The sequence below is a fragment of the Planomonospora alba genome (assembly GCF_039534085.1).
Taxonomy (GTDB): domain Bacteria; phylum Actinomycetota; class Actinomycetes; order Streptosporangiales; family Streptosporangiaceae; genus Planomonospora_B; species Planomonospora_B alba.
The window spans coordinates 111,585-137,371 of sequence record NZ_BAAAUT010000009.1 but is presented as its reverse complement, the minus strand read 5'-3'; the positions used below and the strand labels follow the sequence as shown (position 1 = coordinate 137,371).

Here is a 25,787-nt window from a genome sequence, read left to right as displayed (position 1 = left end):
GGCGCGCGGCCCGGGGCGCGCCGTGGCGGGCGCGGCTCCTCAGTGCGTCAGCCTCCGCTCGGCGGCGGCGCCCACGACGAACCGCTCGGCGCCGGCCGGGTAGGGGCCGAAGTCGGCGACGACGCAGGTGATGTTGTCGGGGCCGCCGCCGCTGTTGGCCAGCTCGATGAGCCACCGGGCGGCCTCGTCCGGGTCGTCGATGTCGGTGAGGGTGTTGAAGAGGGCCTCCGGGCCGACCACCCCGGTCAGGCCGTCGGAGCAGAGCAGGTAGCGGTCGCCCGGCCGCGCCTCGCGCAGGGTCAGGTCGAGGTCGCCGTCGCCGGTACCCTCCAGCACGCGCAGCACCATCGACCGGCGGGGGTGCTCGGCCGCCTGCTCGGGGGTGATGCGCCCGTCGTCCACCAGCGACTGGACGAGGGTGTGGTCGTGGGTGATCTGGTAGAGGGCGCCGTCGCGCAGCATGTAGGCGCGGGAGTCGCCGACGTGGGCGAGGGCGAACGCGGCGCCGTCCCAGAGCATGGCGGTGAAGGTGGTGCCCATCCCGCGCAGCGCGGGCTCGCGCTCGGCCATCTCGCGCAGCGCGTGGTTGACGTCCCTGGCGACGCCCTGCAGGGCCGCCCGCAGATCGGCGCCCGCGGCCGGCAGACTGTCGTCCAGCGCGGCGAGCGTCGTCACGGCGAGCGAGCTGGCGACCTCTCCGCCCGCGTGGCCGCCCATGCCGTCGGCGATGGCCAGCAGGCGCGCGCTGGCGTAGCCCGAGTCCTCGTTCGCCTCGCGGCGGACCCCGACATCGGAGCGGGCGGCGTAGCGCAGTGCCAGTCCTTCGTTTTGTGCCATGAGGGCAGTAAAGCACTGGTTGAAGGACTTCACAAGCAAAGATGTTGTAGACCGTTTCAGCTTAGTCAACTACTCTGACTGCTCATGGAGGAGAGCCGGGAGATCACCGTCAACGCGGGCGACATCGCCCGGCTCGCCGACGTCGGCCGCGCCGCGGTGAGCAACTGGCGCCGCCGCCACGAGGACTTCCCCCGGCCGGTCGGCGGCACCGCCTCCAGCCCGCTCTTCTCCCTGTCGGAGGTCGCCGCGTGGCTGCGCCACAACGGCAAGTCCTTCGAGGTCTCCCTGGGCGACCTGGTCTGGCAGCGGATGCGGACCACGGTCGACGACCTGCGCCTGGGCGAGCTGGTCGGCCGGGTCGGCGCCTTCCTGCTCTTCCTGCACCGCGAGCCGGAGGCATGGCGCGAGCACGGGACGCGCTGCGTCCCGGACCTCGTGACCGCCGCCACCGCCGACCTGCCCGGCCCCGCCGAGCCGCCGGCCGACCCCGCGCTGCTCCGGCTGGTCGCCCGGCTCGCCGACGAGGACGGGCCGCGGGCCGCGTTCGAGTTCCTCTGCGCGCGCTACGTCGAGGCGCGCTCCCGGCAGCTCTCGGTGACCAGGGACGACGTGGCGGCGCTCATGACCCGGCTGGCCGCCGGGGACGTCCGGGCCGACGGGGGCACCGTGCTCGACCCCGCCTGCGGCGTCGGCACCCTCCTGCTGCACGCCCGCGCCCCGCTCGGCCAGGAGCTCAGCGGCAGCAGCGCCCTGATCACCGCGGTGCGGCTGCTGCTGCACGGCGCGCGGGCCCGGATCGCGGCCGGCGACTCGCTCCGCGAGGACGGCCTGCCCGGCGTGCTCGCCGACGCGGTGGTCTGCGACCCGCCGTTCAACGAGCGCGCCTGGGGCCACGAGGAGCTGACCGGCGACCCCCGCTGGGAGTACGGCATGCCGCCGCGCGGAGAGCCCGAGCTGGCCTGGGTCCAGCACTGCCTGGCCCACGTGCGCCCGGGCGGCCTGGTGGCGATCCTGATGCCCGCCGCGGCGGCCGGCCGCCGCCCCGGCAAGCGGATCCGGGGCAACCTGCTGCGGGCCGGGGCGCTGCGCGCGGTGGCCAGCCTGGCCCCGGGCGGCCCCGACCTGTGGCTGCTGCGCCGCCCCGACGGGAGCAGGCCGCCGTCGACGCTCCTGCTGGTGGACGCGGGCGAGGACCTGTCGGTGGTGGAGCCCGCCTGGCGCGCCTACACGCGGGACCCGGAGGCGGAGCCGCCGGGCCCCGGCCGTACCGTGCGGATCATCGACCTGCTCGACGACGAGGTCGACCTCACGCCCGCGCGGCACCGCCCGCAGCAGGGCGCGCTGGACTTCGGCCGCGACTTCGGCGGCGCGCTGGACCGCTTCCGGGCGGCCGCGGCCACGCTGGCGGACGCGCCGCCGGCCCTGGAGGCGCTCGCCGAGCGGCAGGAGCTGCCCACCACGACGGTCGGCGAGCTGGTCAAGACGGGCCTGATCACCCTCCTGGCGGCCCCGCCGAGGATGACCGCCGACTCCGGCCCGGTCCCGGTCCTGACCGCCGACGACGTCGCGGCGGGCGCGCCGCCGTCCGGAGGCACCGTGCTCGACCCCGCGCTGGTCATGCTCAGGCCCGGCGACGTCGTCGCCACCGCCCTGGGCGCGGTCCGGGTGGTCACCGAGCCGGGTGCGGCGCTGGGGCCGCAGCTCACCCTCTACCGGGTGGACCCGGACCGGCTCGACCCCGCCTTCCTGGCCGGGTGCCTGCGCTCCGCCGACACCGCCCGCGCCCACCCCGGCTCCAGCAGGCTCGACGTGCGGCGGACCCGGGTGCCGATGCTGCCGATCGCCGAGCAGCGCCGGTACGGCGCGGTCTTCCGCGAGCTGGCCGCGCTGGAGGACGGGCTCCGCGAGACGGCCGCCCTGGGAGAGACCTTGATCCGGTTAGGCTTTGACGGACTGGTCGACGGCCATCTGCGGCCGTGCGACCAAGGGGTGTAGGAGCCCGCGAGTCCGCAGGGGAGGGCCGGATGGTCATCGGCGACCGGTACGTTCTCGACGACCTCCCCCTCGGGCAGGGAGGCATGGGCGCGGTCTACGCCGGCCACGACCGGCACCTCGACCGCAGGGTCGCGGTGAAGTTCCTGCGCCTGCACACCGGCCCCGACGAGGAGCTGCAGCAGCGCTTCCTGCGCGAGGCCCGGATCCTGGCCAGGCTGGAGCACCCCGGCGCCCCCGTGCTCTACGACTTCGGCACCTTCGACCAGCGGCTGTTCCAGGTGATGCAGTTCATCGAGGGCGTCACCGTGGCCGACCTGGTCAGCGAGCACGGTCCGCTCCCGGTCCCGTGGGCCGCGGCGATCGCCGCGCAGGCCTGCGCGGTGCTGTCGGCCGCGCACGCGCTCTCGATCTACCACCGGGACCTCAAGCCGACCAACCTGATGCTCTGCCCCGACGGCAGCGTCAAGGTCCTGGACTTCGGCCTGGCGATGCTCCGCGAGACCGGGTCCACCCGGTTCACCCGGATCGGCCAGCTGCTCGGCACGCCCGCCTACATGGCCCCCGAGCAGATCCAGCGCGGCCTGACCGGGCCGCGCAGCGACCTGTACGCCCTGGGCTGCGTGCTCCACGAGATGCTGACGGGCAGGCAGCTGTTCACCGGGCCCACCGAGTACGCCGTGTTCGAACGGCAGGTCAAGGAGCGCCCGCCGCCGGTGCCCGGCATCCCCGGCGAGCTGGACCGGCTGATCGGGCAACTGCTGGAGAAGGACCCCGAGCGCCGCCCGGCCGGTGCCGACGACCTCTACGAGCGCCTCCAGCCGTTCGCCGTGGACCTGCCCATGCTCCCCGGTTTCCTCAGCCCGCCCTCGGCGCCCAGCCCGGTGCGGATGTACGCCCGGGTGGTCGGCCGCGTCCTGGCCTGAACCGGCCGCGTCCCGGCCTGAACCGGCCGCGTCCTGATCCGAGCCGGCCGCGTCCCGGCCGGGGGCGGGACCGTGCCCGCCGCGACCAGCAGGACCGGCTTCGCGGCCGCCTGCGCGGCGAGGTCCGCCACGCGGCGCCCAGGCCCGCCCGCCCGCGCCGGCCGGTGGCCCCTCCCGATCCGGCGGGCGGTCTCCCGGGCCGGGACGGTGGACCCCCCGGACGCGCCGTACAGCGCCTGCGCGCAGGCCGCGAGCAGGGAGTCCGCGGAGACGCCCAGCGGCACGGGGAGCAGCACGAGACCGCCCAGGAGCCGGTCCAGCGGGACCAGCCCTTCCCGCTCGGCCGAGCAGACGACGCACTCCTGGGCGTGCCGGGTGAAACGCTTGCGCCAGAGCGGCGCGGGCCTGCCGTTCCAGCCTCGGGCGATCGCCTCCAGGCCGGCACAGCGGGCGCTGGAGAGCGCGCGGACCACCGTCCGGGTGGCCTCCAGCCGCTCGCGCATGCGCTGCAGGCGCACGGCGGCGTGCCGCTCGTCGATCCCGAGGCCGGCCGCCAGCTCGGCGCGGGTCAGCTCTCCGGCGACCTCCAGCCACCACACCGACAGCAGCTCGCGGTCATCGTCCTCCAGCCACCGGGTCGCCTCCACGACCTCGCGCCGCTGGCCGGACAGGCCGAGCCGGAGGATGGTCAGGCCGACGAAGTCGGCCCCCGGATCGGCCGGCTCCGGCACCTGGTCCAGCCCGGCGGACGGCATCGCCTGCCAGGCGATCCGGCGGTCGTAGACCTGGCGCATGGCGATGGAGATCAGCCAGGAACGGAAGGCCGCGGGGGTCGGCCAGCCCGGGCAGGCCCGCCACGGCCCGCAGCATCGTCTCCTGCACCACGTCTCCTGCACCACGTCTCCTGCACCACGTCGTCCACGCCGTGGTGGCCGTTCATCGCCCGGCCGACGACGTTGTACACCAGCGGCAGGTGGTCCCTGACGATGATGGCCAGTGCCCGGGGGTCTCCGTACCGCGCCGCCGCCACCGTCGCGGCGTCGTATGAGCGGTTCATGCGTGCTCGTCACCTCAGGTCATCGCTTCACGGGCCCCTCCTGTCACACGAGGCCCTGATTAGCAGACCTGGGAGCAGACCATCACATAACGGGAATTTGAAGAAATCTTGACCTAAGATCCGATTCACCCGAAATGATCTGTGGTCCCGGCCGTCCGCGGAGCACACGCGGCGGCCCGTCCGGAGCGGCGCCGCACCGGCGCCTCACCTCCCCGCCCGTGCCGCACCGGTGCGCGAGCTCCGTCTCACCGGTGCGCGACCGGGGCGAGGTGGGCGGTGAACCACTCGCGGGCGAACTCCGAGACGGTCTCCAGCGCACCCGGCTCCTCGAACAGGTGGGTGGCGCCGGGCACGATCCGCAGGCTGGCGGCACAGCGGAGCCGCCGCTGCGCCGCCCGGTTGAGGTCGAGCACCGCCTCGTCCCGCCCGCCCACGATCAGCAGGGTCGCGGCCCGTACGGCCGGCAGCCGGTCCCCCGCCAGGTCGGGCCGCCCGCCCCGGGAGACGACCGCGGCGACCTCGCAGTCCGGGTCGGCGGCCGCCCAGAGCGCGGCGGCGGCGCCGGTGCTGGCCCCGAAGTAACCGACCGGGAGCCCCCGGACCGCCCGGTGGCCGCGCAGCCAGCCGGTCACCCGGGCGAGCCGGCCGGCCAGCAGGGGCACGTCGAAGACGTTCCCCCGGTCGAGTTCCTCGTCCGGGGTGAGCAGGTCGAACAGGAACGTGGCCAGACCGGCCCGGTGGAGCGCCGCCGCGACCTGGCGGTTGCGGGGGCTGTGCCGGCTGCTCCCACTGCCGTGCACGAACACCACGACCCCCGCGGCCCCCTCCGGCACGGCGAGCCTGCCGGGCAACCGCACCCCGCCGGCGTCCGCCCCGACCTCCTCGGCGAAGGCGGAGCCGCGCGCCCCGGCCGCCCGTTCCCCGGCCCCGCTCCCCGCCGGCCGATCCGCCGCTCCGGCCCGGCTCCCCGCGGGAGCACCCGCACCGGCCGCGTCCCCGGCAGGCCCATCCGCCCCTGAGGCGGCGGCGTACGCGGCCGCGGCCCGCTGGAGCAGCTCCACCACCTGCGCGTCGGAGGTCTGCTCGAAGTCGGTGTACCAGGCGCCGATGGCGAACAGGTCGGCGGGCGCGTGCAGGCACACCACCTCGTCGGCGACCCCGCGCAGACTCTCGATCGCGTCCGGCGCGCCGACGGGGATCGCCGACACCACCCGCGCGGCACCGTGCGCCCGCGCGACCCGGCAGGCCGCGCGGGCGGTGCCGCCCGTCGCGATCCCGTCGTCCACCACGACCACGGTGCGCCCCTCCAGGCTCACCGGGGGGCGGTCACCGCGGAACCGGCGGGCCCGGCGGTCCAGCTCGTCGCGCTCTCGCCGCTCCACCTGCGCCATCTCCCCGGGCGTGACGCCGACGGCCCGCACGACGTCGTCGTTGAGGACCCGTACGCCGCCCTCCCCGATGGCGCCGAACCCCAGCTCCGGCTGGGCCGGCACGCCGAGCTTGCGCACCACGATCACGTCCAGCGGAGCACCGATCTCCCGCGCCACCTCGAAGGCCACCGGGACGCCTCCCCTGGGCAGGCCCACCACGACCGCGTCCACGCCTCCGAGGCGTTCCCGCACCCGCGCGGCCAGGCGCATCCCCGCGTCACGACGATCGGCGAACATCACGATCACCTCCTGCCGGGCGGCCGCCTCCCCGGCCGCCCGCGGCGCTCACCGGGGCCCTACCCTCCCTCCTCCCGCACAAGCGCCTCCCGCGCCCCGCACAAGCACCTCCCCGCCCCCTCGCCCGCGCCCCCTCGCCCGCGCCTCCCGCGCGGACGGCTCAACTGGCGCCCCCGCCTGCCGATGGGGTCTCCGTAACGGGCCTGCGCGCCCGCTGGCAGGCCGTCTTCCGGGGGATGACATGAACCGACTGTTCTCTCCGCTGCTCGACGCACTGAAGCAGCTGGGCGTCGACCCGCAGGTGCTGGAGCGGGCGGCCGAGGAGGCCGAGAGCACCGGGCGCTCCCTGCGCGCGGTCCTCATCAACGACCACATCGTCACCGAGGGGCAGCTCACCGAGGCGTCGGCGATCGAGTACGGGATCAAGAGCGTCGACCTGGTCGGCTACCCGATCGAGCCCGCCGCGATGGCCAGGATCCCGCTCTCCCTGGTGCTGCGCCACCGCGTCCTCGGGCTGTCCCTGGACGAGGAGGCGGGCGAGATCACCGTCGGCATCACCGACCCGGGCGACGTGCTGGCCCTCGACGACGTGCGCGCGGCGACCGGGATGACGGTCCGCCCCGTCGTGGTGGCCCGCAGCGACCTGCGCCGCATCATGGACCGGCTCAAGCGCGAGGAGAACGACCTCGGCGAGATCGCCGAGTCGCTCCGCGCCGAGCAGCAGGGCGAGACGGTCTCGAACCTGAACTCCGTCGAGGAGGACGCGCCGATCGTCCGGTACGTCAACTCGCTGCTGGAGCAGGCCATCGCCAACCGCGCCTCCGACCTGCACCTGGAGCCGACCGAGCACGACATGCGGGTGCGCTACCGCATCGACGGCGTGCTGCACGAGGTCGACACCATCCCCCGGCACGTGCAGTCGGCCCTCATCTCCCGCCTGAAGATCATGTCGAACGTCGACATCACCGAGCGCCGGGTCCCGCAGAACGGCCGCATCACCGTCATGATCAACGGCCGGAAGGTCGACCTGCGGACCGCCACCCTGCCCACGGTGTGGGGCGAGAAGATCGTGCTGCGGGTCCTCGACACCGGCGGCATCAACCTCAGGCTCGACACCCTCGGCTTCACCGAGGAGAACCACCGGCGCTTCTCCGCCTCCTTCACCAAGCCGCACGGCATGGTGCTGGTGACCGGACCGACCGGTTCCGGCAAGTCGACCACGCTCTACGCCACCCTGGCGGCGATCAGCAACCCGACCGTCAACATCATCACGGTGGAGGACCCGGTCGAGTACCGCCTGCCCGGCATCAACCAGGTGCAGGTGGACCACAAGGCCGGGCTCACCTTCGCGGCCGTCCTGCCCGCGATCCTGCGCTCGGACCCCGACGTCGTGCTGATCGGCGAGATCCGGGACCGGGCCACCGCCCAGCTCGCCGTCGAGGCCGCCCTCACCGGCCACCTCGTGCTGTCCACCCTGCACACCAACGACGCGCCCAGCGCGGTCGTCCGGCTGACCGAGATGGGCATCGAGCCGTTCCTCGTCGGCTCGTCGGTCGACTGCGTGCTGGCGCAGCGGCTCGCGCGCCGGCTGTGCGACTGGTGCAAGGAGGAGTACGCCCCCGCGGAGGACGAGCTGACCGGCGCCGGCTGGCCGTACGGCCTGCTGCCCCGGCCGGAGCGGCTCTGGCGGCCGGTCGGCTGCCGCAACTGCGCCGGCACCGGGTACCGCGGCCGGATCGCGATCCACGAGGTCATGCCGATGACGCCGGAGATCGAGCGCCTCACCGTCCAGCACGCCTCCGCGACCGAGGTGCAGCGCGTCGCCGAGGCCCAGGGCATGCACGCGCTGCGCACCGACGGCCTGGTCAAGGCGGCCTCCGGCCAGACCTCCGTCCAGGAGGTCCTGCGCGTCGCCATCTGACGCGCGGCGCCGCCGCGGACGCGGAACGGCTCAGGTGGGGGTCCGCCCCGCCGATGGGCCCCGGCACAAGGACGTCAAGGAGAACCGATGGAGTCAGTTCAGGTGCCCGGCCACCCGGGAGAGGGCTTCGGGGACCCGCGCGCGGCCCTCAACGCGATGCTGGTGGCCCTGGTCGACGGGCGCGGTTCGGACCTGCACCTGACCGTGGGCGCGCCCCCCGCGATCCGGGTGGACGGCCGCCTCTTCCAGCTGCAGGGGTACGGCAGGCTCGCCCCCGCCGACACCGAGCGGCTGCTCCGCGCGGCCGTGACCCCGACCCAGTGGGAGCGCTTCGAGCGGAACCAGGAGCTCGACGTCGCCTACAGCATCGAGGGCGTCTCCCGCTTCCGCGCCAACTTCTACCGGCAGCGCGGCTCGTACGGCGCGGCCTTCCGCGCCATCCCGCACGACATCAGGCCGCTGGAGGAGCTGGGCCTGCCGGACGGCGTGGCGAGGTTCGCCCACCTGCCCCGCGGGCTCGTGCTGGTGACCGGGCCCACCGGCTCGGGCAAGACCTCCACGCTGGCCGGCCTCGTCGACCTGGCCAACCGCACCCGCTCGGGGCACATCATCACCATCGAGGACCCGATCGAGTTCCTCCACCCGCACAAGCGCTGCATCGTCAACCAGCGCGAGGTCGGCGCGGACACCCTGTCGTTCGCCGACGCGCTCAAGCACGCGCTCCGCCAGGACCCGGACATCATCCTCGTCGGCGAGCTGCGCGACCTGGAGACGACCTCCACCGCGCTGGCCGCCGCGGAGACCGGCCACCTCGTCCTGGCCACCCTGCACACGCAGAGCGCCGCGCAGACCATCGACCGCGTCATCGACATCTACCCGCCGCACCAGCAGCAGCAGGTCCGCACGCAGCTGTCCATGGCGCTGCAGGGCGTCGTCACGCAGGCCCTGGTCCCGCGGATGGACGGCTTCGGCCGCGCGGTCGTCGCGGAGATCATGATGGCCACCCCCGCGATCCGCAACCTGATCCGCGAGGGCAAGAACCACCAGATCCCGGCCTTCATGCAGTCCGGCGCGGGCGACGGCATGATCACGTTCGACCAGCACCTGTCCGAGCGGGTCCGGGACCGGGTCATCAGCTTCGAGCACGCCCTGGACGTCTGCCACTCGGCCGACGACCTCAGGCGCCTCGTCGGGCGGTTGTGACCATGGCCGTCACCAAGACCTTCGAGTACCAGACCGTCGGCCGCGACGGGAAGCGGGCCAAGGGCACGATCGAGGCCGCCAACCAGGCGGCGGCCGTGCAGCAGCTGCGCCACCAGGGCCTCGTCCCCGTCTCCGTCACCGAGGGCGGCTCGCTGCTCCGGCGGGAGATCACGATCCCCGGGCTCGGCGGCCGCACCACGCTGAAGGACCTGGCCGTCTTCGCCCGCCAGTTCGCGACCATGAGCGCCTCCGGCATGTCGCTGATCCGCTCCCTCGGCGTGCTGGAGGACCAGGCGGCCAAGGCCTCGCTGAAGAAGGCGGTCGGCGAGGTCCGCACGGACATCGAGGCGGGCATCTCGCTCTCGGCGGCGCTCGGCCGGCATCCCAAGGTCTTCCCGGCGATCATGGTGGCGATGGTCCGGGCCGGCGAGACCGGCGGTTTCCTGGACAGCGCGCTGGAGCGCATCGCGGTCACCTTCGAGAAGGACGCCGCCCTGCGCGGGAAGATCAAGGCTGCGATGACCTACCCCGTCATCGTCCTGATCTTCACCGCGATCCTCGTCGCGGCCGTGCTGGCCTTCATCGTCCCCATCTTCGAGGAGATGTTCACCCAGTTCGGCGGGGAGCTGCCGCTGCCGACGCGGATCCTCGTCGACGCCAGCCACAGCCTGCTCTGGTCGGGTCCGCTGGCCCTCGGCGTGATCGTCGGCGGGACCCTCCTCCTCCGGCGGGGACTGCGGACGAAGCCGGCGCTCCGGCTCGCCTTCGACCGCCTCAAGCTCCGCCTGCCGGTCTTCGGACCGCTCTTCACGAAGATCGCCATCAGCCGGTTCACCCGCAACCTCGGCACCCTGCTCGGCGTCGGCGTGCCGGTCATGCAGGCGCTGGAGGTCGTGGGCGCCACCACCGGCAACGCGGTCGTCGGCGAGGCCACGAAGGAACTGCAGGCGGCCGTGCGCGACGGCCTGCCCATGTCGACGCACCTCGGCCGGCACCCGGTCTTCCCGCGCATGGTCGCGCAGATGATCGAGGTCGGGGAAGAGAGCGGACAAATCAGTCAGATGCTCGACAAGGTTGCCGATTTCTATGACCGAGAGGTCGACGCGGCAGCCGAGTCCCTGACCTCCGCCATCGAGCCGCTCATGGTCATCGTCATGGGCGTCGCGGTCGGCGGCATGGTCCTCTGCCTCTACCTGCCGATGTTCACCGTCTACCAGAACATCCAGGGCTGACGAGGCCCCTCAGGCTTTCCGTGCGCGCCACGGAAACACCCGGCCGCACGGCCGGGCCGGCGCCGGGCGACCGCCCGGAGGCCGTTTCCACCCCACCGAGTCACAGGAGGCTCACCATGAAGGCAGCGCTGCAGGCGGCGCTCCGGCGTATGCAGAAGCGCGCGCACGGCGACCGCGGCTTCACCCTGATCGAACTGCTCGTCGTCGTCGTCATCCTCGGCGTCCTCGTCGCCATCGCGATCCCGGTCTACATGAACTACACCAAGGGCGCGGCGGACAAGGCCGCCCAGTCCGACGTGCGCAGCGCCATCACCACCGTGGAGAACTTCTACACGATGAAGGGCAAGTACCCGGACAGCGCGCCGGACAACAAGAAGACCTTCGTCCTCAAGCTCGCCACCGCCGACACCACGGAGAAGGTGAACGTCTCCGAGGGCACCACGCTGTCCTACGTCAAGGAGAGCAGCGGCTACCTCATCTGCGCCAAGAACAGCGGCGGCAACGACGACGGGGTGTACCTGTACAACAGCGCCGAGGGCGGCTCCGTGGCGAAGAAGACGGGCATCTCCGAGACGACCTGCAAGTGACCCCCTGCCGGCGGGGCGGCACGCGCACCGCGCGCCGCCCCGCCGTACCCCCGGAAGACCGCGCCGAGGAAGGAGAGACCCGATGGACACGCTCGTGACCGCCCTGGCAGGCGTGCTCGGCCTGCTCGTCGGCTCCTTCCTCAACGTGGTCGTCCACCGGGTGCCGCGGGCCGAGTCGCTGCTGCGGCCCGGCTCGCACTGCCCCCGCTGCCAGGCCCCCGTCCGGCCCTGGCAGAACGTCCCGGTGCTGAGCTGGCTGGCACTGCGCGGCCGGTGCGCCGCCTGCGCGGCGCCGATCAGCCTCCGCTACCCGCTGGTCGAGCTGGCCACCGCGCTGCTGTTCGCCGCGGTGGCCGCCCGGATCGGCACGGCCCCCGACCTGCCCGCCTACCTCTACCTCGCGGCGGTCGCGGTGGCCCTCTCCCTGATCGACTTCGAGGTGAAGCGGCTGCCGGACGTGATCGTCCTGCCCTCCTACCTCGTCGCCGCCGCGCTGCTGGCCCCCGCGGCGGCCGCGGGCGCCGGCTGGGCACCGGCCCTGCGCGCCCTGGCCGCGATGGCCGTGCTGTTCGCCTTCTACTTCGCGCTCGCCTGGTTCCACCCGGGCGGCATGGGCTTCGGCGACGTGAAGCTCGCCGGCCTGCTCGGCCTCTACCTCGGCTGGCTGGGCTGGGGCGCGGTCGTCGTCGGCACGTTCGCCGCCTTCCTGCTCGGCGGGCTCGCCGGGGCGGTGCTGCTGGCCACCGGCCGGGCCGGCCGGAAGACGGCCGTGCCGTTCGGCCCGGCCATGCTCGCCGGGGCCCTGCTCGCCCTGTTCGCCGCCGGGCCGATCACCGCCTGGTACGGCGGGCTCCTGGCGCCGTCCGCCTGACCTGTCCGTTCCCGACCACGACGAGGAGCACCTGATGGCCACCGTCACCCCCATCGGCCTGGACATCGGCTCGATGTCGATCCGCGCGGTGGAGACCGCCCGCGGCAAGGACGGTCCGGTCGTCACGCGCGCCGGCATGGCGCCGCTCCCGCCGGGCGTCGTGCAGGGCGGCACCGTCCACGACGCCAAGCCGCTCACCGCCGAGCTGAGGCGGCTCTGGTCGACGGCGAAGTTCCGCACCCGCAAGGTCGTGCTCGGCGTGACCAACCCGCAGACCGTGGTCCGCGAGATGTCCGTGAGCAACCTGCCGCCCCGCGAGCTGCGCGCGTCCCTGCCGTTCCAGGTGCGCGACGCGCTGCCGCTCCCGCCCGACCGGTCGCTGCTCGACTTCTTCCCGCTGGAGGACCCGGGCGGCAAGGAGACGGTCCGGGGGCTGCTGATCGCCGCGCCGAAGGAGGCCGTCGTCGACATGGTGCGCGCCGTCGAGGACGCCGGGCTGCACGTCGCCCGCGTGGACCTGGCCTCGTTCGCGCTGCTGCGCGCCGTCTCGCGCCTGGACGCGCAGGTGGAGGCCATCGTCGACATCGGCGCCGGCGCGACGAGCGTCGTCGTGCACGACGACGGCGTGCCGCTGATCGTCCGCACCATCCCCCGGGGCGGCGCGGAGGTCACCCAGACCGTCGCCACCCGGCTCGGCGTCGACCTGGCGCAGGCCGAGGACCTCAAGCGCCGCGTCGGCGTGCGCGGCGACCTGGAGGGCGGCGACGCCGAGGCCGCCGACGTCGTCCGCGAGGCCGTCCGCCCGCTGATCGGCGAGATCCGCACCTCCTTCGCCTACCTCGGCTCCGGCAGCCGCCCCACCCGGGTCGCCCGGGTGGCCCTGTCCGGCGGCGGCGCGCTGCTGCCCGGCCTCGTCGAGAGCCTGCACGCGCAGCTCGGCATCGACGTGGCGTTCACCGACCCCGCGGTGCGGCTGCGCCGCGGCCGCCGCGACAAGCACGACGGCCTCGACCGGTTCCGCCCGGCCGCCGCCGTCTCGATCGGCCTCGCCCTGGGAGCGGCAGCCTGATGACCACGACCCTCACCCCGCCCGACTCCGCGGCGGCCCCGCAGAGCCCGTTCCGGATGCTGTCCGTCGCGGCCGACCTGCTTCCGCCGGAGATCGTGACCGCCCGGCGGGACCGCCGGGTCCGCGCCGCCGTACTGGCCGCCCTGCTGGTGTTCGCCCTGCTCCTGGCCGGCTGGTACGGCTCGGCCCGCCACGTGACCGCGCAGGCGGCGGACGAGGCGGCCGCCGCCCAGAGCGCCCTGCAGGACCTCACCCGCCAGCAGCGGGAGTTCTCCGAGCTCGTCACCGTCCGGCAGCAGACGGAGGCCATCGACTCCCAGCTGTCGGCCCTGCTCGCCGACGACCTGTCCTGGGCCCGCCTGCTCTCCTTCGTGCGCAGGGCGGCCCCCGACGGGGTCGCGGTCACCAGCCTCAGCGCGAAGATCACCGAGCGGGAGGCCGGCGGCGGGGCCGCGGCCGGCGCCGACCGGCTGAACACCTCGGGCGAGACGCTCGTCGGGGAGCTGAGCATCACGGGCACCGCCGGCGGCAAGCAGGCCGTCGCCGAGTACGTCGCCGCGCTCGACGAGGTGGACGGCCTGGGCAACGCGCTGCTCACCGACGCGCGCGAGCAGGACCCCGGGGTGGGGTTCGCCGTGCGGGTCGACGTCACCGGCGCCGCGCTCGGCGGCCGGTACACCACCGGCGCCGGGGAGGGCGACTGATGTTCGCGGGACGCAAGGACCGGCTCTGGATCATCGGCGGCCTGCTCGCCGCCGCCCTCCTGCTGGCCGCCGGCTGGTTCCTCCTCGTCAGCCCGGAGATGGACGGGGCCGACCGCCTGCGCGGGGAGGCCGAGACCAGCGAGGTGCAGATGGCGACCCTGCGCAGCAAGCTCGCCGACCTGCGGCGGGAGAACGACGACCTGCCCCGCTACCGGGCCGGGCTGGAGACGGCGCGCCAGGCGCTGCCGACGACGGCCGACTCGGAGCGGTTCCTGCGCCAGCTCCAGCGGGCGGGCGAGGCGGCGGGCGCCTTCGTGCAGGGCGTCAACGTCGGCGACCCCGTCCAGATCGAGGTGTCCGGCACCGCGATGCACTCCCTGCCCGTCGCCGTGACCGTCACCGGCGGCGCCGCCGAACTGGAGGCGTTCCTGGAGGAACTGCAGGAGGAGCAGCCGCGGGCCGTGCTGGTCACCAGCCTCACGGCCGAGGCGGGCGACGGCGGCACGTTCGCCGACGGGCTGAGCGCCGTGGTCAACCTGAAGATCTTCGTCGCCCCGCAGAGCGGGGACGCGGCCCCCGCCGAGGGCACCGCCGCTCAGGGTTCCTGACCGGTCCCTGACCGCCCCCTGAGCAGCAGGGCTCCTGACCGACCCCTGAGCGGCCCGGCCCCTGAGCAGCAGGGCTCACCGACCCCTAAACAGCGGCCCGGCGCGGCCGATCAGCAGTGACAAGCCCTGTTCCGGGGTGGAGCACCCGCCCCCGCCCGGAACGGAACCCCGGACGGACCCCAGGAGGCGTGATGCCAGCCGGTCGAGCCCGCCGTACGGCCGGGCCGCGGAGCACGCCCGCGGCCCCCGCCGCCGGCCGCCGCCGGGCGCCCGCCCGCCGTACGGCCGCGCGCCGAACGGCCATGCGCGGGACGTCCGGCACGGTCGCGCGCGGGACGCCCGGTGCGCCCGCCCGCCGCATGACGGGCGCGGCGGCCCGCCGTGCGCCCGTGCGCGGTGAGGCCGGGTTCACCCTGGTGGAGGTGCTGGTCTCCATGGTGGTGATCGGCATCGTCATGTCCGCGCTGACGGTGTTCTTCACCAACTCGCTGAGCTTCACCGGCCGCCAGCGCAGCCAGCAGGTCGCGGTCCAGCTGGCCGGTGACGGCGTCGAGCGGGTGCGCGCGCTCAAGGGCTCGGCGCTGCCCTCCGGCCGGGGCGAGAGCGCCACGATGACGCAGTGGAACGGCGCCCCGCCCGCCGTGGCCCCCTACCTGCGGACGATGGAGCCCGCCTGGGACAAGTTGGCGGAAGGATCCGCCGGCGCCTCCGCGCCGCTGCCGACCTCGCCCGAGACCACCACGGTCAACGGGACGGACTACGACCGCTCCTGGTACGTCGGCCGCTGCCGCCAGCAGGCCGGGGACACGACGGGCCTGTCCTGCGAGCACCCCGACTCCCCCGACCCCGCTCCCGGCAAGGCGGACATCGCGTTCTTCCGGGTCGTCGTCGCGATCTCCTGGCCGCAGAAGGACTGCCCCGACGGGCGGTGCACCTACGTCACCTCGGCTCTGACCAGCCCGTCCGCCGAGCCGGTCTTCAACACCAACCGGCCGCCGCCCGCCGCGGGCGATCCCGAGGCGCAGCACGGCTACGTGGGCGACGCCGCGAACCTGCAGCTCACCGCGACCGGCGGGCGGCTCCCGCTGACCTGGAAGGCCACCGGCCTGCCCGGCGGGCTGAGCATCTCCGAGGGCGGCCTGATCACCGGCACGCCGACGAAGCCGGGGACCTTCACCGTGACGGCCACCGTCACCGACCGGCGGCAGGACGCCGACGGCACCCGGTTCACCTGGACCGTGTACACCCCGCCCGCGCTCGCCGGGCCCGGAGACCAGAAGACCTTCCGCGGTGAGAAGGTCTCGCTGGAGCTGACGGCGACCGGCGGGCGGGCCCCGCTGACCTGGTCGGCGACCGGCCTGCCCGCGGGCCTGGCGATCGACGCGGCCACCGGGACCGTCTCCGGCGTCCCGCAGACCAGGCAGACCACGCCGGTGACCGTGAAGGTCACCGACAAGGGAGGCAGGACCGACACCGTGGCGTTCGACTGGGAGATCCTGGAGCGGGCGCTGGAGCTCGCCGACGCACAGCCGAGGACGAACCTCGTCCGCGACCGCGTGGACGGGCTCCGGATCCCGGCGAACGGCGGCACCGGCCCGTACACCTGGCGGGCCGAGAACCTGCCCGCGGGCCTGGCGATCGACGCGGACACCGGCGAGATCTCCGGCACCGTCCGGCAGGGGACCCGGTACCTCACCACGGTCCGCGTCAAGGACCGCACCGGCGCGGAGGCGTCCACCACGTTCCCGTGGCGGGTCCTGAAGCGGCGGCAGAACGACCTCACCCTGGTGCTCCCGGACCCGGACGACCCCGACCAGGTCAGCACCGCCGGCCGGCCGCTCCGGCTGCCGTTGGAGGCCACGGGCGGGAGCAACAGCGGCTACGACGTCTGGGCGGCGAAGGGGCTGCCGCCGGGGCTGACCATCGCCTCCACCGGCAGGCACCACGGGGTGATCTCCGGCAGCCCGGACGCCCCGGGCACCTACACCGTCACGCTGACCGTGACGGACTCGCCCCGCAAGACGGCGACGCTGATGTTCACGTGGAGGGTGCGGTGACGAGCGACCGGCCGCTCCCCCGGCGGGCCCGCCCCGCCGGGGACGACGGGATCTCGCTGATCGAGGTCGTGGTGTCCCTCGGTGTCCTGGGCGTGCTGATGGCGGTCTTCACGGCCGGCGTCCTGCAGGTCTACCGCGCCGTCAGCACCACCGAGTCGGTGGCGTCGGCCCAGTCCCAGCTGCAGGTCGCCTTCCAGCGGCTGGACAAGGAGATCCGCTACGCGTCCTGGATCTCCGAGCCGAGCGCCCCGGTCCGGGGCCGCCGGTACGTGGAGTTCACCGCCGAGGACCCGGCCACCGGCCGGCCCCAGTGCAGGCAGCTCCGGCTGGACCTCGGCCGGGGCGTCCTGCAACTGGTGCGCTGGACGCCGGGCTCCCCGCCCGCGGAGGGCGCGCCGGGTGAGACGCTGGCCTCGTCCATCGTGACCGACGGCCTCGCCGTACAGCCCCCCTCCGGTACGGCGAAGCCCCCCTTCGTCCTGCAGCGGGCCGGGTCCACGCCGGTCCGCGACGGCGGCGGGTCCGTCGGCGCCGACTTCACCCCCGACTTCCAGCGGCTGGAGCTGCACCTGACCGCCCGCGTCGGCACCGCGGAGAACGCCGGCACCGCGAACCTCGATGTCGCCTTCACCGCCCTGAACACCTCCAGGGAGACCCCCGCCCGCAACGTCTGCTCCGAAGGGAGACCGTCGTGATCCGCACGCCGATGCGCGGCCGCCGGCCGTGGAACGCTCCCGCCGGAGCCCGCGGCCGGACCTCCGCCCGGACCTCCGGCCCGGGTTCCGACCGGGGGTCGATGCCCCTGGCCCTGCTGCTCACCCTGGTCGGCGTCTCGCTGAGCGCGCTGCTGGTGCCGGTGGTGCTCGGCCAGATGTCCGCCACCCGGGACGTCTCGGAGCGCGTCCGCGCGCTGCACGCCGCGCAGAGCGGCATCGACGTCGCGCTCGGGCAGATCCGCGCCGCCGCGGACGCCGAGGGCAACGGCCTGGTGGAGATGCTGCCGGGGTGCGAGCTCTCCGGCGTCCTGCCGGAGGACGGCGCGGGCTCCCCGCGCTACCGGGTGAGCATCACCTACAAAAACGCCGACGGCGCCGAGATGGGCTGCGCCCCGCTGGACGTGCCGTCCACCGCGCTGCTCTCCTCCACCGGCACCGAGGCGCCGGACGGCGCCTTCGGCCCCGGCACCGAGGGGACCCGGACGATCGAGGCGACGTACGCGTTCCAGACCACCAACGCCAACATCGTCGGAGGGGCGATCCCCGTCGCCCAGCCCACCGTCTCCCAGCTGTGCATGGACGCCGGTCCCGACGCCTCGCCCACGAGCGGCGCCGACCTGCTGATGCGGCCGTGCCGGACCGGCGCCGGTGAGCAGCGCTTCGCCTACACCGAGGACCTGAGCCTCAAGCTGGTCGGCTCCGAGGACCCCGACGGCGACGCCCCGCTGGGCAAGTGCCTCGATGCGGGCTGGCCGCAGAAGAGCGGCGCCGCCGTGGAGTTCCGGCCCTGCGAGAACCGCACCCCGCGGCAGCAGTGGAGCCTCAACGACAACTCCAACTTCCAGGGCACGAGCAACGGCGTCGCCGTGAACGGCCTCTGCTTCAACGTGAAGAACCCCGGCTCGGCCGGGAGCCCCGTCGTGCTGGGCTCCTGCGGCGGCACGCTCAACAAGCAGGTCTTCCGCCCGGAGACCGGCGTCGGCACGGGCATGGCGGGCCGCGCCACCGGGCAGCTCGTGAACTTCGAGCAGTTCAGCCGGTGCCTGGACGTCACGGACTTCCAGGTCACCAAGGCATACATGATCGTCTGGTTCTGCAAGCAGGCACCCGACGGAAACGTCCGCTGGAACCAGAAGTGGTCGTTCCCCGAGGTCGCCGCGCCCGAGGCCAGCGCCACCGGCCGCATCCGCACCGTCAACGACAGCAGAGCCGGGTACTGCCTGCGCAGCCCCGGCTCCACCGCGGCCAACCAGTACGTCACGCTGACCGCCTGCAACGCCACCGGCTGGCTCCCGGAGAACCTCACCTGGACCGTGTACGGCGACACCGGCGACTACACCACCAGCTACCGCATCATGGACGGCTACGGGAACTGCCTGACCCCGACGGACCTGGACGCGCTCAAGCCCGACACGCACAGCGACGGCACCAGCAAGGCGAAGGTGGCCGTCTGCGACGGCTCCGAACTGCAGAAGTGGAACGCCCCGCCCAACCTGAACCGGCCGCTGCCGCTGACCGACATCATGGAGAGGTGACCGGCCGGGGCGGGCCGCTCCGGCCGGGGACGCCCGCGGGCTCCGCCGCGGCACCGGCACCGGTGCCGCGGCTCGGTGACTCGGTGACTCGGTAGGTCAGTGGTGTCGGTGACTCCGTGGGTTGGTGGATCGGCGGGTCAGTCGAAGTCGAGCCCGCCCGTCCTGGTCCGCTTCAGCTCGAAGAACTTCGGGTACGCGGCCAGCTCCCGCGCCGCGTCGAACAGCCGGCCGGCCTGCTCGCCCCGGGGGATGGCCGACAGGACGGGCCCGAAGAAGGCGACCTCGTCGATGTGGATCGTCGGGGTGCCGACCTCGTCGCCCACCGGCTCCATGCCCCTGCGGTGGCTCTCGCGCAGCGCCTCGTCGTAGTCGGTGACGCCGGCCGCCCCGGCGAGCGAGGCCGGCAGCCCGAGCTCCTCCAGGGACTCGGCGACGACCGCCGCGAAGTCCTTGTTCTTCTGGTTGTGGATCCTCGTCCCCATCGCGGTGTAGAGGTCCCGCAGCACCTCGTCGCCGTGCTTCTGCGCGGCGGCGATCGCCACGCGGACCGGCCCCCACGCCCGGTCGCAGAACTCCCGGTACCACTCCTCCAGCTCGCGGTGCTCGTTGAGCACCGAAAGGCTCATCACCCGGAAGTGCAGGTCGATGTCGCGGACCCGCTCGACCTCGAGGATCCACCGCGACGTGATCCACGCGAACGGGCAGGCGGGGTCGAAGTAGAAGTCCACCCGGGGGCGCCCGGCTTCCTGCGACGGTGCCATCATGCTCCTGCTCTCCACGTCCTTGCCGCCGGGCGGCCTTCCCCGGCGGACCGCCTTCCTCGGCGGGCCGGAACACCGTACCAACGGGACCACCCGTCCCCCGCGGCACCCGGTGGTGCGGCCCTGCCGTACCGGGCGGCGTGCGCACGCGGCACGGCAGGGCCGTACGGGCGGCGCGCGCGCGGAACGGCCCCGCCGGCACCGGGCGGCGCGGACGCACCGGACGGCGCGCCCGCGCCGGGTGACGACCGACACCGGGAATCGGCCTAAAAACCGGCCGGCGCCGTCCGATGAGACCCCTGTGAACCACGCGCGCCCTCGGACGGGCCTCCCTCTCGCGGGACCCGCCGTCCTGCTCCTCGGCATCCTCGTCCTCGCCCTTGCCCTCGCCGGCCAGCAGCGCTTCGCCGCGATCGCGGCGGTGCCGCTGGGCGGCGCGGCGGTGCTCCTGGCGCAGCGGCGGGAACGGCGGCGGGTCCGGTCGTTCCGGCAGGCCGTCGAGGCCGTGCTCGCCTCCGGTGACCGCGACGCGCGCCTCGGCTCCGGCCGCGGCGGCGAACTGGACGAGCTGGGCCGCGTCGTCGACGGCATGCTCGGCACGATCGCCGCCCAGCGGGCGGAGCTGGACCAGGCCACCGCCGCCCGGGAGGAGCAGCTGCACGCCATGTACACCGAGCGGCGGCTCAACGAGCAGCAGGCTCGCGAGCGCGCCCAGAAGATGATCAACAGCAGCATCTCGGCCGTCATGGAGGAACTGCGGGTCGTGGCCGACAAGACCGAGGAGCTGCGCGTCACCGCCGGCACCATCGACGAGCAGGTCGGCCTGACCGACGCCGTCACCCACCGCGTCGTCGAGCGGGGGCGCCTGGCCGGCGACACCATCGGGCAGCTGGAGGCGAGCCTGCGCAAGGTGGAGGGGATGACCCAGATCATCTCGGGCGTCGCCGCGCAGACCCATCTGCTCGCGCTGAACGCGACGATCGAAGCCGTCCACGCGGGCGAGGCGGGCAGCGGGTTCGGCGTGGTGGCCGACGAGGTCAAGGAGCTGGCCACGGCGACGACCCGCTCGACCGACGAGATCACCGCGGTCGTCCGCTCCCTGGAGGAGAACGCCGGCGCCATGATGCGGGCGCTCACCGAGATGACCGGCGGCGTCGGCGACCTCGACGAGGCGACCTCGCAGGTCGGCGTCATCACCCGGCGGCAGGGCTCCAGCGTCCACCTGCTCCAGGAGTCCCTCGACCGGGCGATGCGGCGGATCTCGACCATGGCGCGCCTGAGCGAGCAGCTCGAACGGCGCAACGCGCCGCGTGCGCCGATCAGCGGGAAGACCCGGATCCACACGGCGGACGGCGGCCACCCCGCACACCTGGTCGACGTGAGCACGACCGGCGCCCACTGCTCCGTCCGGCGGGACACCCCCCTCGCGACGGGCGACCTCGTCGAGGTCGACCTCCCGCTGCCGGGCGGGCGGCCCCTGACGCTGAGCGCCACCGTCGTCCACCGCAGGACGCACGACGACACCGCGGAGATCGGCCTGCAGTTCACGAAGGTCCCGCAGGCCGTGGAGGAGCGCATCCACCGCTACGTCATCACGGCCCTCAGCGAACTCGACTGACAGGCGCGCCACGCGCCCGAGCCGCCGGGCGGCTCCCGTCAGCTCCCGGCGGCCTCCCGGGCCGCCCGCTCCAGCCGCTCCCGGTAGCCCTCCCACCACGCCCGGTCCTGCGCGGGCAGGTTGTCGTTGCCCTGCTGCAGCCCGGCCGCCCCGTCGACGAGCTCCCGGACGATGTCGGCGTGCCCGGCGTGCCGGTGGAGCTCGGTGGCGACGTGGACCAGGATCCGGTGGAGCGTCACCTCGTTGCGGCCCTCCGGCCACCACGGCACACGGCCGACCGCCTCCAGCTCCAGCGCCTCGATCGTCGCGTCCGCGTGCGCCTGCACCCGGCGGTAGAACCCGACGATGTCCTCGCGCGTCTCGTCTGCGGTCGCCCACATGTCCGCGTTGGGCTCGGCCTCCTCCGAGAACCAGGGCGGCGCCTCGACGGGACGTCCGAAGACGAGGCCGAAGTAGCCGAGCTCGACACCGGACGCGTGCTTGACCAGCCCCAGCAGGTTGGTGCCGGTCGGCGTCAGGGGGCGGCGGACGTCGTACTCCGAGAGCCCGTCGAGTTTCCACAGCAGGGCCTCGCGCGCGCTCCGCAGGTAGCGGTGGAGGTCCGATTTCGGGTCTGATCCGGTCATGCCCGGCATCCTCCCAGGCGGCACCGACACCCGCCATCCGCCGTCCACCGTCCGCCGTCCGGAAAGGGACCGGAAGGCAGCGGCGGGCCACGCGGTCGCCGCCCGTGTGCCGCCGGGCCACCGTACGGGCCGCGTCCTCCCGGCCCGCGGCCCGTGGTGTCGGCGGTGTCCGCGGCAGACGGCCACCGGCCGGTGGCCGTGCGGCTGTGCGGCTGTGCGGCTGTGCGGCTGTGCGGCTGTGCGGCTGTGCGGCGCGGCGGCCGTGGGCCGCCGCGCCGCGGGTGCGGTGTCCCGGTCCGGGATCAGCCTGCGCTGCAGGAGACCGTCGGCCAGGTCCAGTTGCCGTTGTGCTGGATCGTCACACCCCAGTTGTTGCCGCTGCCGTTGGGTCTGGCGGTCAGCACCTGCGCGCTGGGGTAGGAGGCGCTGACGTTCCAGGTAGCGATGATCTTCGCCGGGGACGGCACGTTCATGGTCACGGTCCAGTTGCTCGAACCGCTGACCGAGACGTTGAGGTTGTACCGGTCGCTCCACTGCTGACCCGCGGACAGCGACGCGGTGCAGCCACCGCCGCCGGGGTTGCCGCCGGGATCGCCGCCCCCGGGGTTGCCGCCGGAGGAGCCGCCCACCGTGATGTTGGAGCTCCCGCTGCTCTGGTATCCCTCCGTCGCCATGATCATGTAATCGTGGCTGCCCAGGTTCATCCCGTGGCGGGCCCACGCGTCGAAGTGGTTGCCGGAGGTGATGGTCCCGCCCGTCCGCTTCGACTGCCGGACGCTCCAGTACTGCTTGAAGGTCCTGGTGCCCTCGATGGAGGGGGCGTTGGTCCGCGTCGTCTCGTAGATGTCGTACGTACCGCCGTCGCTGGTGACCGTGCCCTTGTACGTTCCCGTGGGCCGGTAGGTGCCCCAGTTGTCGACGATGTAGTACTCCACGAGCGGGTTCCTCGTCCACCCGTAGAGGGTCAGGTACGCGTTGCCGGACGGGTTGAAGCTGCCCGAGTAGCTCACGCTCCTGCGCCCGCCGGTGCTCCAGCCCTTGCCGGCGACGAAGTTCCCGGTGTTGCGCCATGAGGTGCTGTAGTTGCCGCCGGACCCCAGCTCCATGGAGACCGTCCCGGGACTGTCGGTCCAGAACGAGTAGAAGTAGCCGTTGTTGTTGCCGGTCTGGTTGGACGTGACGGGGGCCGCGTTGGCGGTGCCGGGTGCCAACGCCACGACCAGCGCCACGACCGCGGCGCAGGCACGGCCGAAGAGCAGCCCGGCGCGGCCGCGTCCGCGGCCTGCCGGGCGGGCGGGGACGTCGTTCATGTGCGTGCTTCCTCCTCGTGAAGGCCGACGGGGACCGGCGGCACGGTGCGCCCTGCGGGACCGTCGGCGGCCGGAGTGACGACCACCGCACGCAGGCGCCGTACGGCGCGGCGGAGGCCGGCCGCTCGTCGTGCGGCCGACGCCCGGAGGACCGGACCGCGGCAGGTCTCCGGATCGACAGGGGTGGGGTCCGTCGATGGCGACAGTGTTCGCCCGGCCTTGAAAGTTGTCAACGATGCCCGAAAAGTGAAGGTGATCAAATGAGTGCGTTAATCCTAGACAATGGCCTTCCTCGATAAATCATGCCTGGACATTGAGGCGTGAAAGTTTCGCGTGATCTCCGAAATACACGCGGGTGCGGATCTCCCACGGCCGCCTTTCTCCGCCCTCATGATGGCGACACGCGTCACTGGCGAAGCGCCGGGCCGCCGCCTCGGAGCCCTCCCGCGCGGCCGGCCGTACCGACCGGCGCGGGCATCCGCCGATGACCACCCGGACGGCCGGAGGGACGCCTCCGAACCCGGTGACCGGCCCGATGCCTGGCCCCGGGCCGGTCACCGGCTCCGCTCAGTGGAACCGCCCGGGCTCGTAGCCGCCGGCCGGCTGCCGGGCGATGACGTTCAGCCGGTTCGCCGCGTTCATGAAGGAGATCAGGACCACCAGCGCGGTGAGCTGCTCCTCGTCGTAGTGCTCGGCGGCGCGTGCCCACACCTCGTCGCCGACCCCGCCGGCCGCGTCCGCGACCCGGGTTCCCTCCTCCGCCAGCGCCAGCGCGGCGCGCTCGGCCTCGGTGAAGACCGTGGCCTCCCGCCACGCCGCCACCAGGTTCAGCCGCACCGAGGTCTCGCCGCCGACGGCGGCCTCCTTGGTGTGCATGTCGATGCAGACGGCGCAGCCGTTGATCTGGCTCACGCGCAGCGCCACCAGCTCCTGCGTGGCGGCCGGCAGCGGCGAGTCCTTGAGCGCCCTGCCCGCCGACACGAAGTGCTTGAGGACCTTGCCGGCGGTCGGGGAGGTGAAGTAGTCCAGTCGCGCGTCCATGGTGTGCTCCTCTGTGGTCGTCAGTGGCTACACCCCCGAGACGGTGCGGGCCGCCCCCCTGTGACACCGCCGGATGTGACCCGCGTCTCACGTCCGCCGGAGCACGCCGACCGACGGGTCCGGCGTCGGCCGCCCCGCCCGGGAGCAGGGACGCGCCACGGCCTCCGACGGAACCGCAGCGGTTCGGGACCAGGCGGGCGCCTGTCGCTCCGGAGGGTCTCGGCCGAGGTTCGAGCGGGACCGTGCACGCCTGTGCGGGCGGGTTTGAGTCTCAAGCCGCTTGAGATCCCATAGTGACGGTATGGACGACAACGAGCTGTACCCGATCGGGGACGTGGCGCGCCGGACCGGTCTGAGCGTCAGCGCCATCCGGTTCTACTCCGACGCCGGGGTCATCCCGCCCACACACGTGACCGAGGCGGGCCACCGGTTGTACGACATCCGCGCGATCGCCCGTCTGGAACTCGTCCGCACCCTCCGCGACCTGGACGCCGGACTGGACGACATCCGCCGGCTGCTCGACGGTGAGACGTCACTGCACGACCTCCTCGCAGCGCACCTGGAGCTCGTCGAGCGCCGGGAGCGTGCCCTGCGGGCCAGACGAGCCGTGCTGAGGACCCTCGTCAAGCAGGGGGGCACGGCCGCGCAGGCGGCCCTGATGCACAAACTCGTCTCGATGCCCGACGAGGAGCGCGAGCGGATCATCGACGACTTCTGGAACGAGGTCGGCGGAGACCTCGACGTCCCCCCCGGCTTCGTCGAGCGGTTGCGGACGATGCGGCCGCAGCTGCCGGAGGACCCCACCGCCGCCCAGCTCGAAGCATGGATCGAGCTGGCCGACCTGGTGCGGGACGAGGAGTTCCGCCGCGCGGTCCGCTCCTACCTCCAGGACACCTACGCCACGTTCCCGGGACGGCGCCTGGCCACCGCGCCGGTGTGGGACTTCGTCCACAGGGAGGGGGCGGAGATCGGGGAGGACATCTTGACGGCGTACCGTTCCGGGCTGCCGCCGGACTCTCCACGGACGCAGGAGCTGGTCGCTCGCATGGCGAACGCGGCCGCCGAGGTCGCCGGAGGGCAGGCCACGGCCGAGTCGCGTGAACGACTGGCCACGGCCTTCCTGCTGGTCGAGGAGATGCGACGTGAGGATCCCCAGGAGGAGGACCGGTACGACGCCACTCACGGCAGGTACCTGTCCCTGGTGGCCCTGATCAACGGGACACCGCCCAGCACGGGCGAGGAGGACCCCGCACTCTTCGCGTGGGTCGCGGCGGCTCTCCGTGCTCCGGCCCCGCGGGGGTGAGCCGGGCACGCCGGTGGGAGGTCGCCGCCGAGCGACGGACGACGGATCACGTAGGACGGCGGGCGGCGTAGGACGGCGGAGAAGCGGAGGACCGGGCGGATCACCGGCCGGATCGGGTCGGCGCCTTCCGCGCATGACCGGGCCCG

General features: G+C 73.8%; 21 protein-coding genes. 15 read left to right on the top strand and 6 right to left on the bottom strand.

From position 1 onward, the window contains the following. Window positions 1–39 precede the first annotated feature (39 nt). Entirely contained in the window at window positions 40–837 is a 798-nt protein-coding gene (locus ABD823_RS07610) for a PP2C family protein-serine/threonine phosphatase (protein WP_344857261.1), read from the bottom strand. An 84-nt stretch (window positions 838–921) separates the two neighbouring features. Between ABD823_RS07610 and ABD823_RS07605 the strand changes: the two genes are divergently transcribed. Both ABD823_RS07605 and ABD823_RS07600 read left to right on the top strand, forming a co-directional pair. Next, window positions 922–2,832 (top strand): N-6 DNA methylase, encoded by a 1,911-nt coding sequence (locus tag ABD823_RS07605; protein WP_344857260.1) that lies wholly within the window; start codon window positions 922–924, stop codon window positions 2,830–2,832. Between the two features lie 29 nt (window positions 2,833–2,861). Next, complete coding sequence (locus ABD823_RS07600) at window positions 2,862–3,755, top strand: serine/threonine-protein kinase (RefSeq protein ID WP_344857258.1); 894 nt, start codon at window positions 2,862–2,864, stop codon at window positions 3,753–3,755. A 1,302-nt stretch (window positions 3,756–5,057) separates the two neighbouring features. Here the strand turns inward: ABD823_RS07600 and ABD823_RS07595 are convergent. Then, window positions 5,058–6,479, bottom strand: coding sequence for a phosphoribosyltransferase family protein (locus ABD823_RS07595; protein WP_344857257.1), 1,422 nt, complete (start codon window positions 6,477–6,479; stop codon window positions 5,058–5,060). 241 nt (window positions 6,480–6,720) lie between these two features. Between ABD823_RS07595 and ABD823_RS07590 the strand changes: the two genes are divergently transcribed. From ABD823_RS07590 to ABD823_RS07540, 11 genes are all read left to right on the top strand, one after another. After that, window positions 6,721–8,400, top strand: coding sequence for a GspE/PulE family protein (locus tag ABD823_RS07590; protein WP_344857256.1), 1,680 nt, complete (start codon window positions 6,721–6,723; stop codon window positions 8,398–8,400). 87 nt (window positions 8,401–8,487) lie between these two features. After that, window positions 8,488–9,603 (top strand): type IV pilus twitching motility protein PilT, encoded by a 1,116-nt coding sequence (locus ABD823_RS07585; protein ID WP_344857254.1) that lies wholly within the window; start codon window positions 8,488–8,490, stop codon window positions 9,601–9,603. 2 nt (window positions 9,604–9,605) lie between these two features. Then, complete coding sequence (locus ABD823_RS07580; protein ID WP_344857253.1) at window positions 9,606–10,835, top strand: type II secretion system F family protein; 1,230 nt, start codon at window positions 9,606–9,608, stop codon at window positions 10,833–10,835. Between the two features lie 116 nt (window positions 10,836–10,951). Next, window positions 10,952–11,422: a prepilin-type N-terminal cleavage/methylation domain-containing protein gene (locus tag ABD823_RS07575; RefSeq protein WP_344857251.1), complete on the top strand. Its 471-nt coding sequence runs from the start codon at window positions 10,952–10,954 to the stop codon at window positions 11,420–11,422. An 82-nt stretch (window positions 11,423–11,504) separates the two neighbouring features. Beyond that, complete coding sequence (locus ABD823_RS07570; protein WP_344857249.1) at window positions 11,505–12,293, top strand: prepilin peptidase; 789 nt, start codon at window positions 11,505–11,507, stop codon at window positions 12,291–12,293. Window positions 12,294–12,327: 34 nt separating this feature from the next. Further along, entirely contained in the window at window positions 12,328–13,362 is a 1,035-nt protein-coding gene (gene pilM / locus ABD823_RS07565) for a type IV pilus assembly protein PilM (protein WP_344857247.1), read from the top strand. Continuing rightward, complete coding sequence (locus ABD823_RS07560; RefSeq protein WP_344857246.1) at window positions 13,362–14,066, top strand: PilN domain-containing protein; 705 nt, start codon at window positions 13,362–13,364, stop codon at window positions 14,064–14,066. The genes pilM and ABD823_RS07560 overlap by 1 nt, the downstream gene beginning before the upstream one ends. Next, complete coding sequence (gene pilO, locus ABD823_RS07555; RefSeq protein WP_344857244.1) at window positions 14,066–14,674, top strand: type 4a pilus biogenesis protein PilO; 609 nt, start codon at window positions 14,066–14,068, stop codon at window positions 14,672–14,674. Before ABD823_RS07560 ends, pilO begins: the two co-directional genes overlap by 1 nt. 191 nt (window positions 14,675–14,865) lie before the next feature. Continuing rightward, a complete protein-coding gene (locus tag ABD823_RS07550; RefSeq protein WP_344857243.1) occupies window positions 14,866–16,731 on the top strand; it encodes a putative Ig domain-containing protein in 1,866 nt (621 codons plus the stop codon). Next, the gene (locus ABD823_RS07545) at window positions 16,728–17,426 is read left to right on the top strand and encodes a hypothetical protein (protein ID WP_344857241.1); all 699 of its coding nucleotides are present in this window, start codon (window positions 16,728–16,730) and stop codon (window positions 17,424–17,426) included. Before ABD823_RS07550 ends, ABD823_RS07545 begins: the two co-directional genes overlap by 4 nt. Next, window positions 17,423–18,982, top strand: coding sequence for an RICIN domain-containing protein (locus tag ABD823_RS07540; protein ID WP_344857240.1), 1,560 nt, complete (start codon window positions 17,423–17,425; stop codon window positions 18,980–18,982). The genes ABD823_RS07545 and ABD823_RS07540 overlap by 4 nt, the downstream gene beginning before the upstream one ends. A gap of 137 nt (window positions 18,983–19,119) precedes the next feature. Here the strand turns inward: ABD823_RS07540 and ABD823_RS07535 are convergent, their stop codons facing one another. Continuing rightward, window positions 19,120–19,746 carry a mycothiol-dependent nitroreductase Rv2466c family protein gene (locus ABD823_RS07535; RefSeq protein WP_344857239.1) on the bottom strand — a complete coding sequence of 209 codons (627 nt, stop codon included), beginning with the start codon at window positions 19,744–19,746 and terminating at the stop codon, window positions 19,120–19,122. Window positions 19,747–20,044: 298 nt separating this feature from the next. On the opposite strand from ABD823_RS07535, the gene ABD823_RS07530 reads away from it, so the two are divergent. Continuing rightward, window positions 20,045–21,361 carry a methyl-accepting chemotaxis protein gene (locus tag ABD823_RS07530; RefSeq protein WP_344857237.1) on the top strand — a complete coding sequence of 439 codons (1,317 nt, stop codon included), beginning with the start codon at window positions 20,045–20,047 and terminating at the stop codon, window positions 21,359–21,361. Between the two features lie 38 nt (window positions 21,362–21,399). On the opposite strand, the gene ABD823_RS07525 is transcribed toward ABD823_RS07530, so the two are convergent. The 3 genes from ABD823_RS07525 to ABD823_RS07515 form a co-directional block, all read right to left on the bottom strand. After that, window positions 21,400–21,987, bottom strand: coding sequence for a DinB family protein (locus ABD823_RS07525; RefSeq protein WP_344857235.1), 588 nt, complete (start codon window positions 21,985–21,987; stop codon window positions 21,400–21,402). Window positions 21,988–22,289: 302 nt separating this feature from the next. Beyond that, window positions 22,290–23,297: a glycoside hydrolase family 11 protein gene (locus ABD823_RS07520; RefSeq protein ID WP_344857234.1), complete on the bottom strand. Its 1,008-nt coding sequence runs from the start codon at window positions 23,295–23,297 to the stop codon at window positions 22,290–22,292. A gap of 567 nt (window positions 23,298–23,864) precedes the next feature. Further along, window positions 23,865–24,338, bottom strand: a complete 474-nt coding sequence (locus ABD823_RS07515; protein WP_344857232.1) for a carboxymuconolactone decarboxylase family protein — start codon at window positions 24,336–24,338, stop codon at window positions 23,865–23,867. Between the two features lie 301 nt (window positions 24,339–24,639). Between ABD823_RS07515 and ABD823_RS07510 the strand changes: the two genes are divergently transcribed. Beyond that, the gene (locus ABD823_RS07510; RefSeq protein ID WP_344857230.1) at window positions 24,640–25,641 is read left to right on the top strand and encodes a helix-turn-helix domain-containing protein; all 1,002 of its coding nucleotides are present in this window, start codon (window positions 24,640–24,642) and stop codon (window positions 25,639–25,641) included. Window positions 25,642–25,787: the final 146 nt, after the last annotated feature.

What these genes read in the sequence shown, in the direction of transcription:
- ABD823_RS07610 (WP_344857261.1), bottom strand. Translation starts at nt 837, where the DNA reads ATGGCACAAAACGAAGGACTGGCACTGCGCTACGCCGCCCGCTCCGAT.
- ABD823_RS07605 (WP_344857260.1), top strand. Translation starts at nt 922, where the DNA reads ATGGAGGAGAGCCGGGAGATCACCGTCAACGCGGGCGACATCGCCCGG.
- ABD823_RS07600 (WP_344857258.1), top strand. Translation starts at nt 2,862, where the DNA reads ATGGTCATCGGCGACCGGTACGTTCTCGACGACCTCCCCCTCGGGCAG.
- ABD823_RS07595 (WP_344857257.1), bottom strand. Translation starts at nt 6,479, where the DNA reads ATGTTCGCCGATCGTCGTGACGCGGGGATGCGCCTGGCCGCGCGGGTG.
- ABD823_RS07590 (WP_344857256.1), top strand. Translation starts at nt 6,721, where the DNA reads ATGAACCGACTGTTCTCTCCGCTGCTCGACGCACTGAAGCAGCTGGGC.
- ABD823_RS07585 (WP_344857254.1), top strand. Translation starts at nt 8,488, where the DNA reads ATGGAGTCAGTTCAGGTGCCCGGCCACCCGGGAGAGGGCTTCGGGGAC.
- ABD823_RS07580 (WP_344857253.1), top strand. Translation starts at nt 9,606, where the DNA reads ATGGCCGTCACCAAGACCTTCGAGTACCAGACCGTCGGCCGCGACGGG.
- ABD823_RS07575 (WP_344857251.1), top strand. Translation starts at nt 10,952, where the DNA reads ATGAAGGCAGCGCTGCAGGCGGCGCTCCGGCGTATGCAGAAGCGCGCG.
- ABD823_RS07570 (WP_344857249.1), top strand. Translation starts at nt 11,505, where the DNA reads ATGGACACGCTCGTGACCGCCCTGGCAGGCGTGCTCGGCCTGCTCGTC.
- pilM (WP_344857247.1), top strand. Translation starts at nt 12,328, where the DNA reads ATGGCCACCGTCACCCCCATCGGCCTGGACATCGGCTCGATGTCGATC.
- ABD823_RS07560 (WP_344857246.1), top strand. Translation starts at nt 13,362, where the DNA reads ATGACCACGACCCTCACCCCGCCCGACTCCGCGGCGGCCCCGCAGAGC.
- pilO (WP_344857244.1), top strand. Translation starts at nt 14,066, where the DNA reads ATGTTCGCGGGACGCAAGGACCGGCTCTGGATCATCGGCGGCCTGCTC.
- ABD823_RS07550 (WP_344857243.1), top strand. Translation starts at nt 14,866, where the DNA reads ATGCCAGCCGGTCGAGCCCGCCGTACGGCCGGGCCGCGGAGCACGCCC.
- ABD823_RS07535 (WP_344857239.1), bottom strand. Translation starts at nt 19,746, where the DNA reads ATGATGGCACCGTCGCAGGAAGCCGGGCGCCCCCGGGTGGACTTCTAC.
- ABD823_RS07525 (WP_344857235.1), bottom strand. Translation starts at nt 21,987, where the DNA reads ATGACCGGATCAGACCCGAAATCGGACCTCCACCGCTACCTGCGGAGC.
- ABD823_RS07520 (WP_344857234.1), bottom strand. Translation starts at nt 23,297, where the DNA reads ATGAACGACGTCCCCGCCCGCCCGGCAGGCCGCGGACGCGGCCGCGCC.
- ABD823_RS07515 (WP_344857232.1), bottom strand. Translation starts at nt 24,338, where the DNA reads ATGGACGCGCGACTGGACTACTTCACCTCCCCGACCGCCGGCAAGGTC.
- ABD823_RS07510 (WP_344857230.1), top strand. Translation starts at nt 24,640, where the DNA reads ATGGACGACAACGAGCTGTACCCGATCGGGGACGTGGCGCGCCGGACC.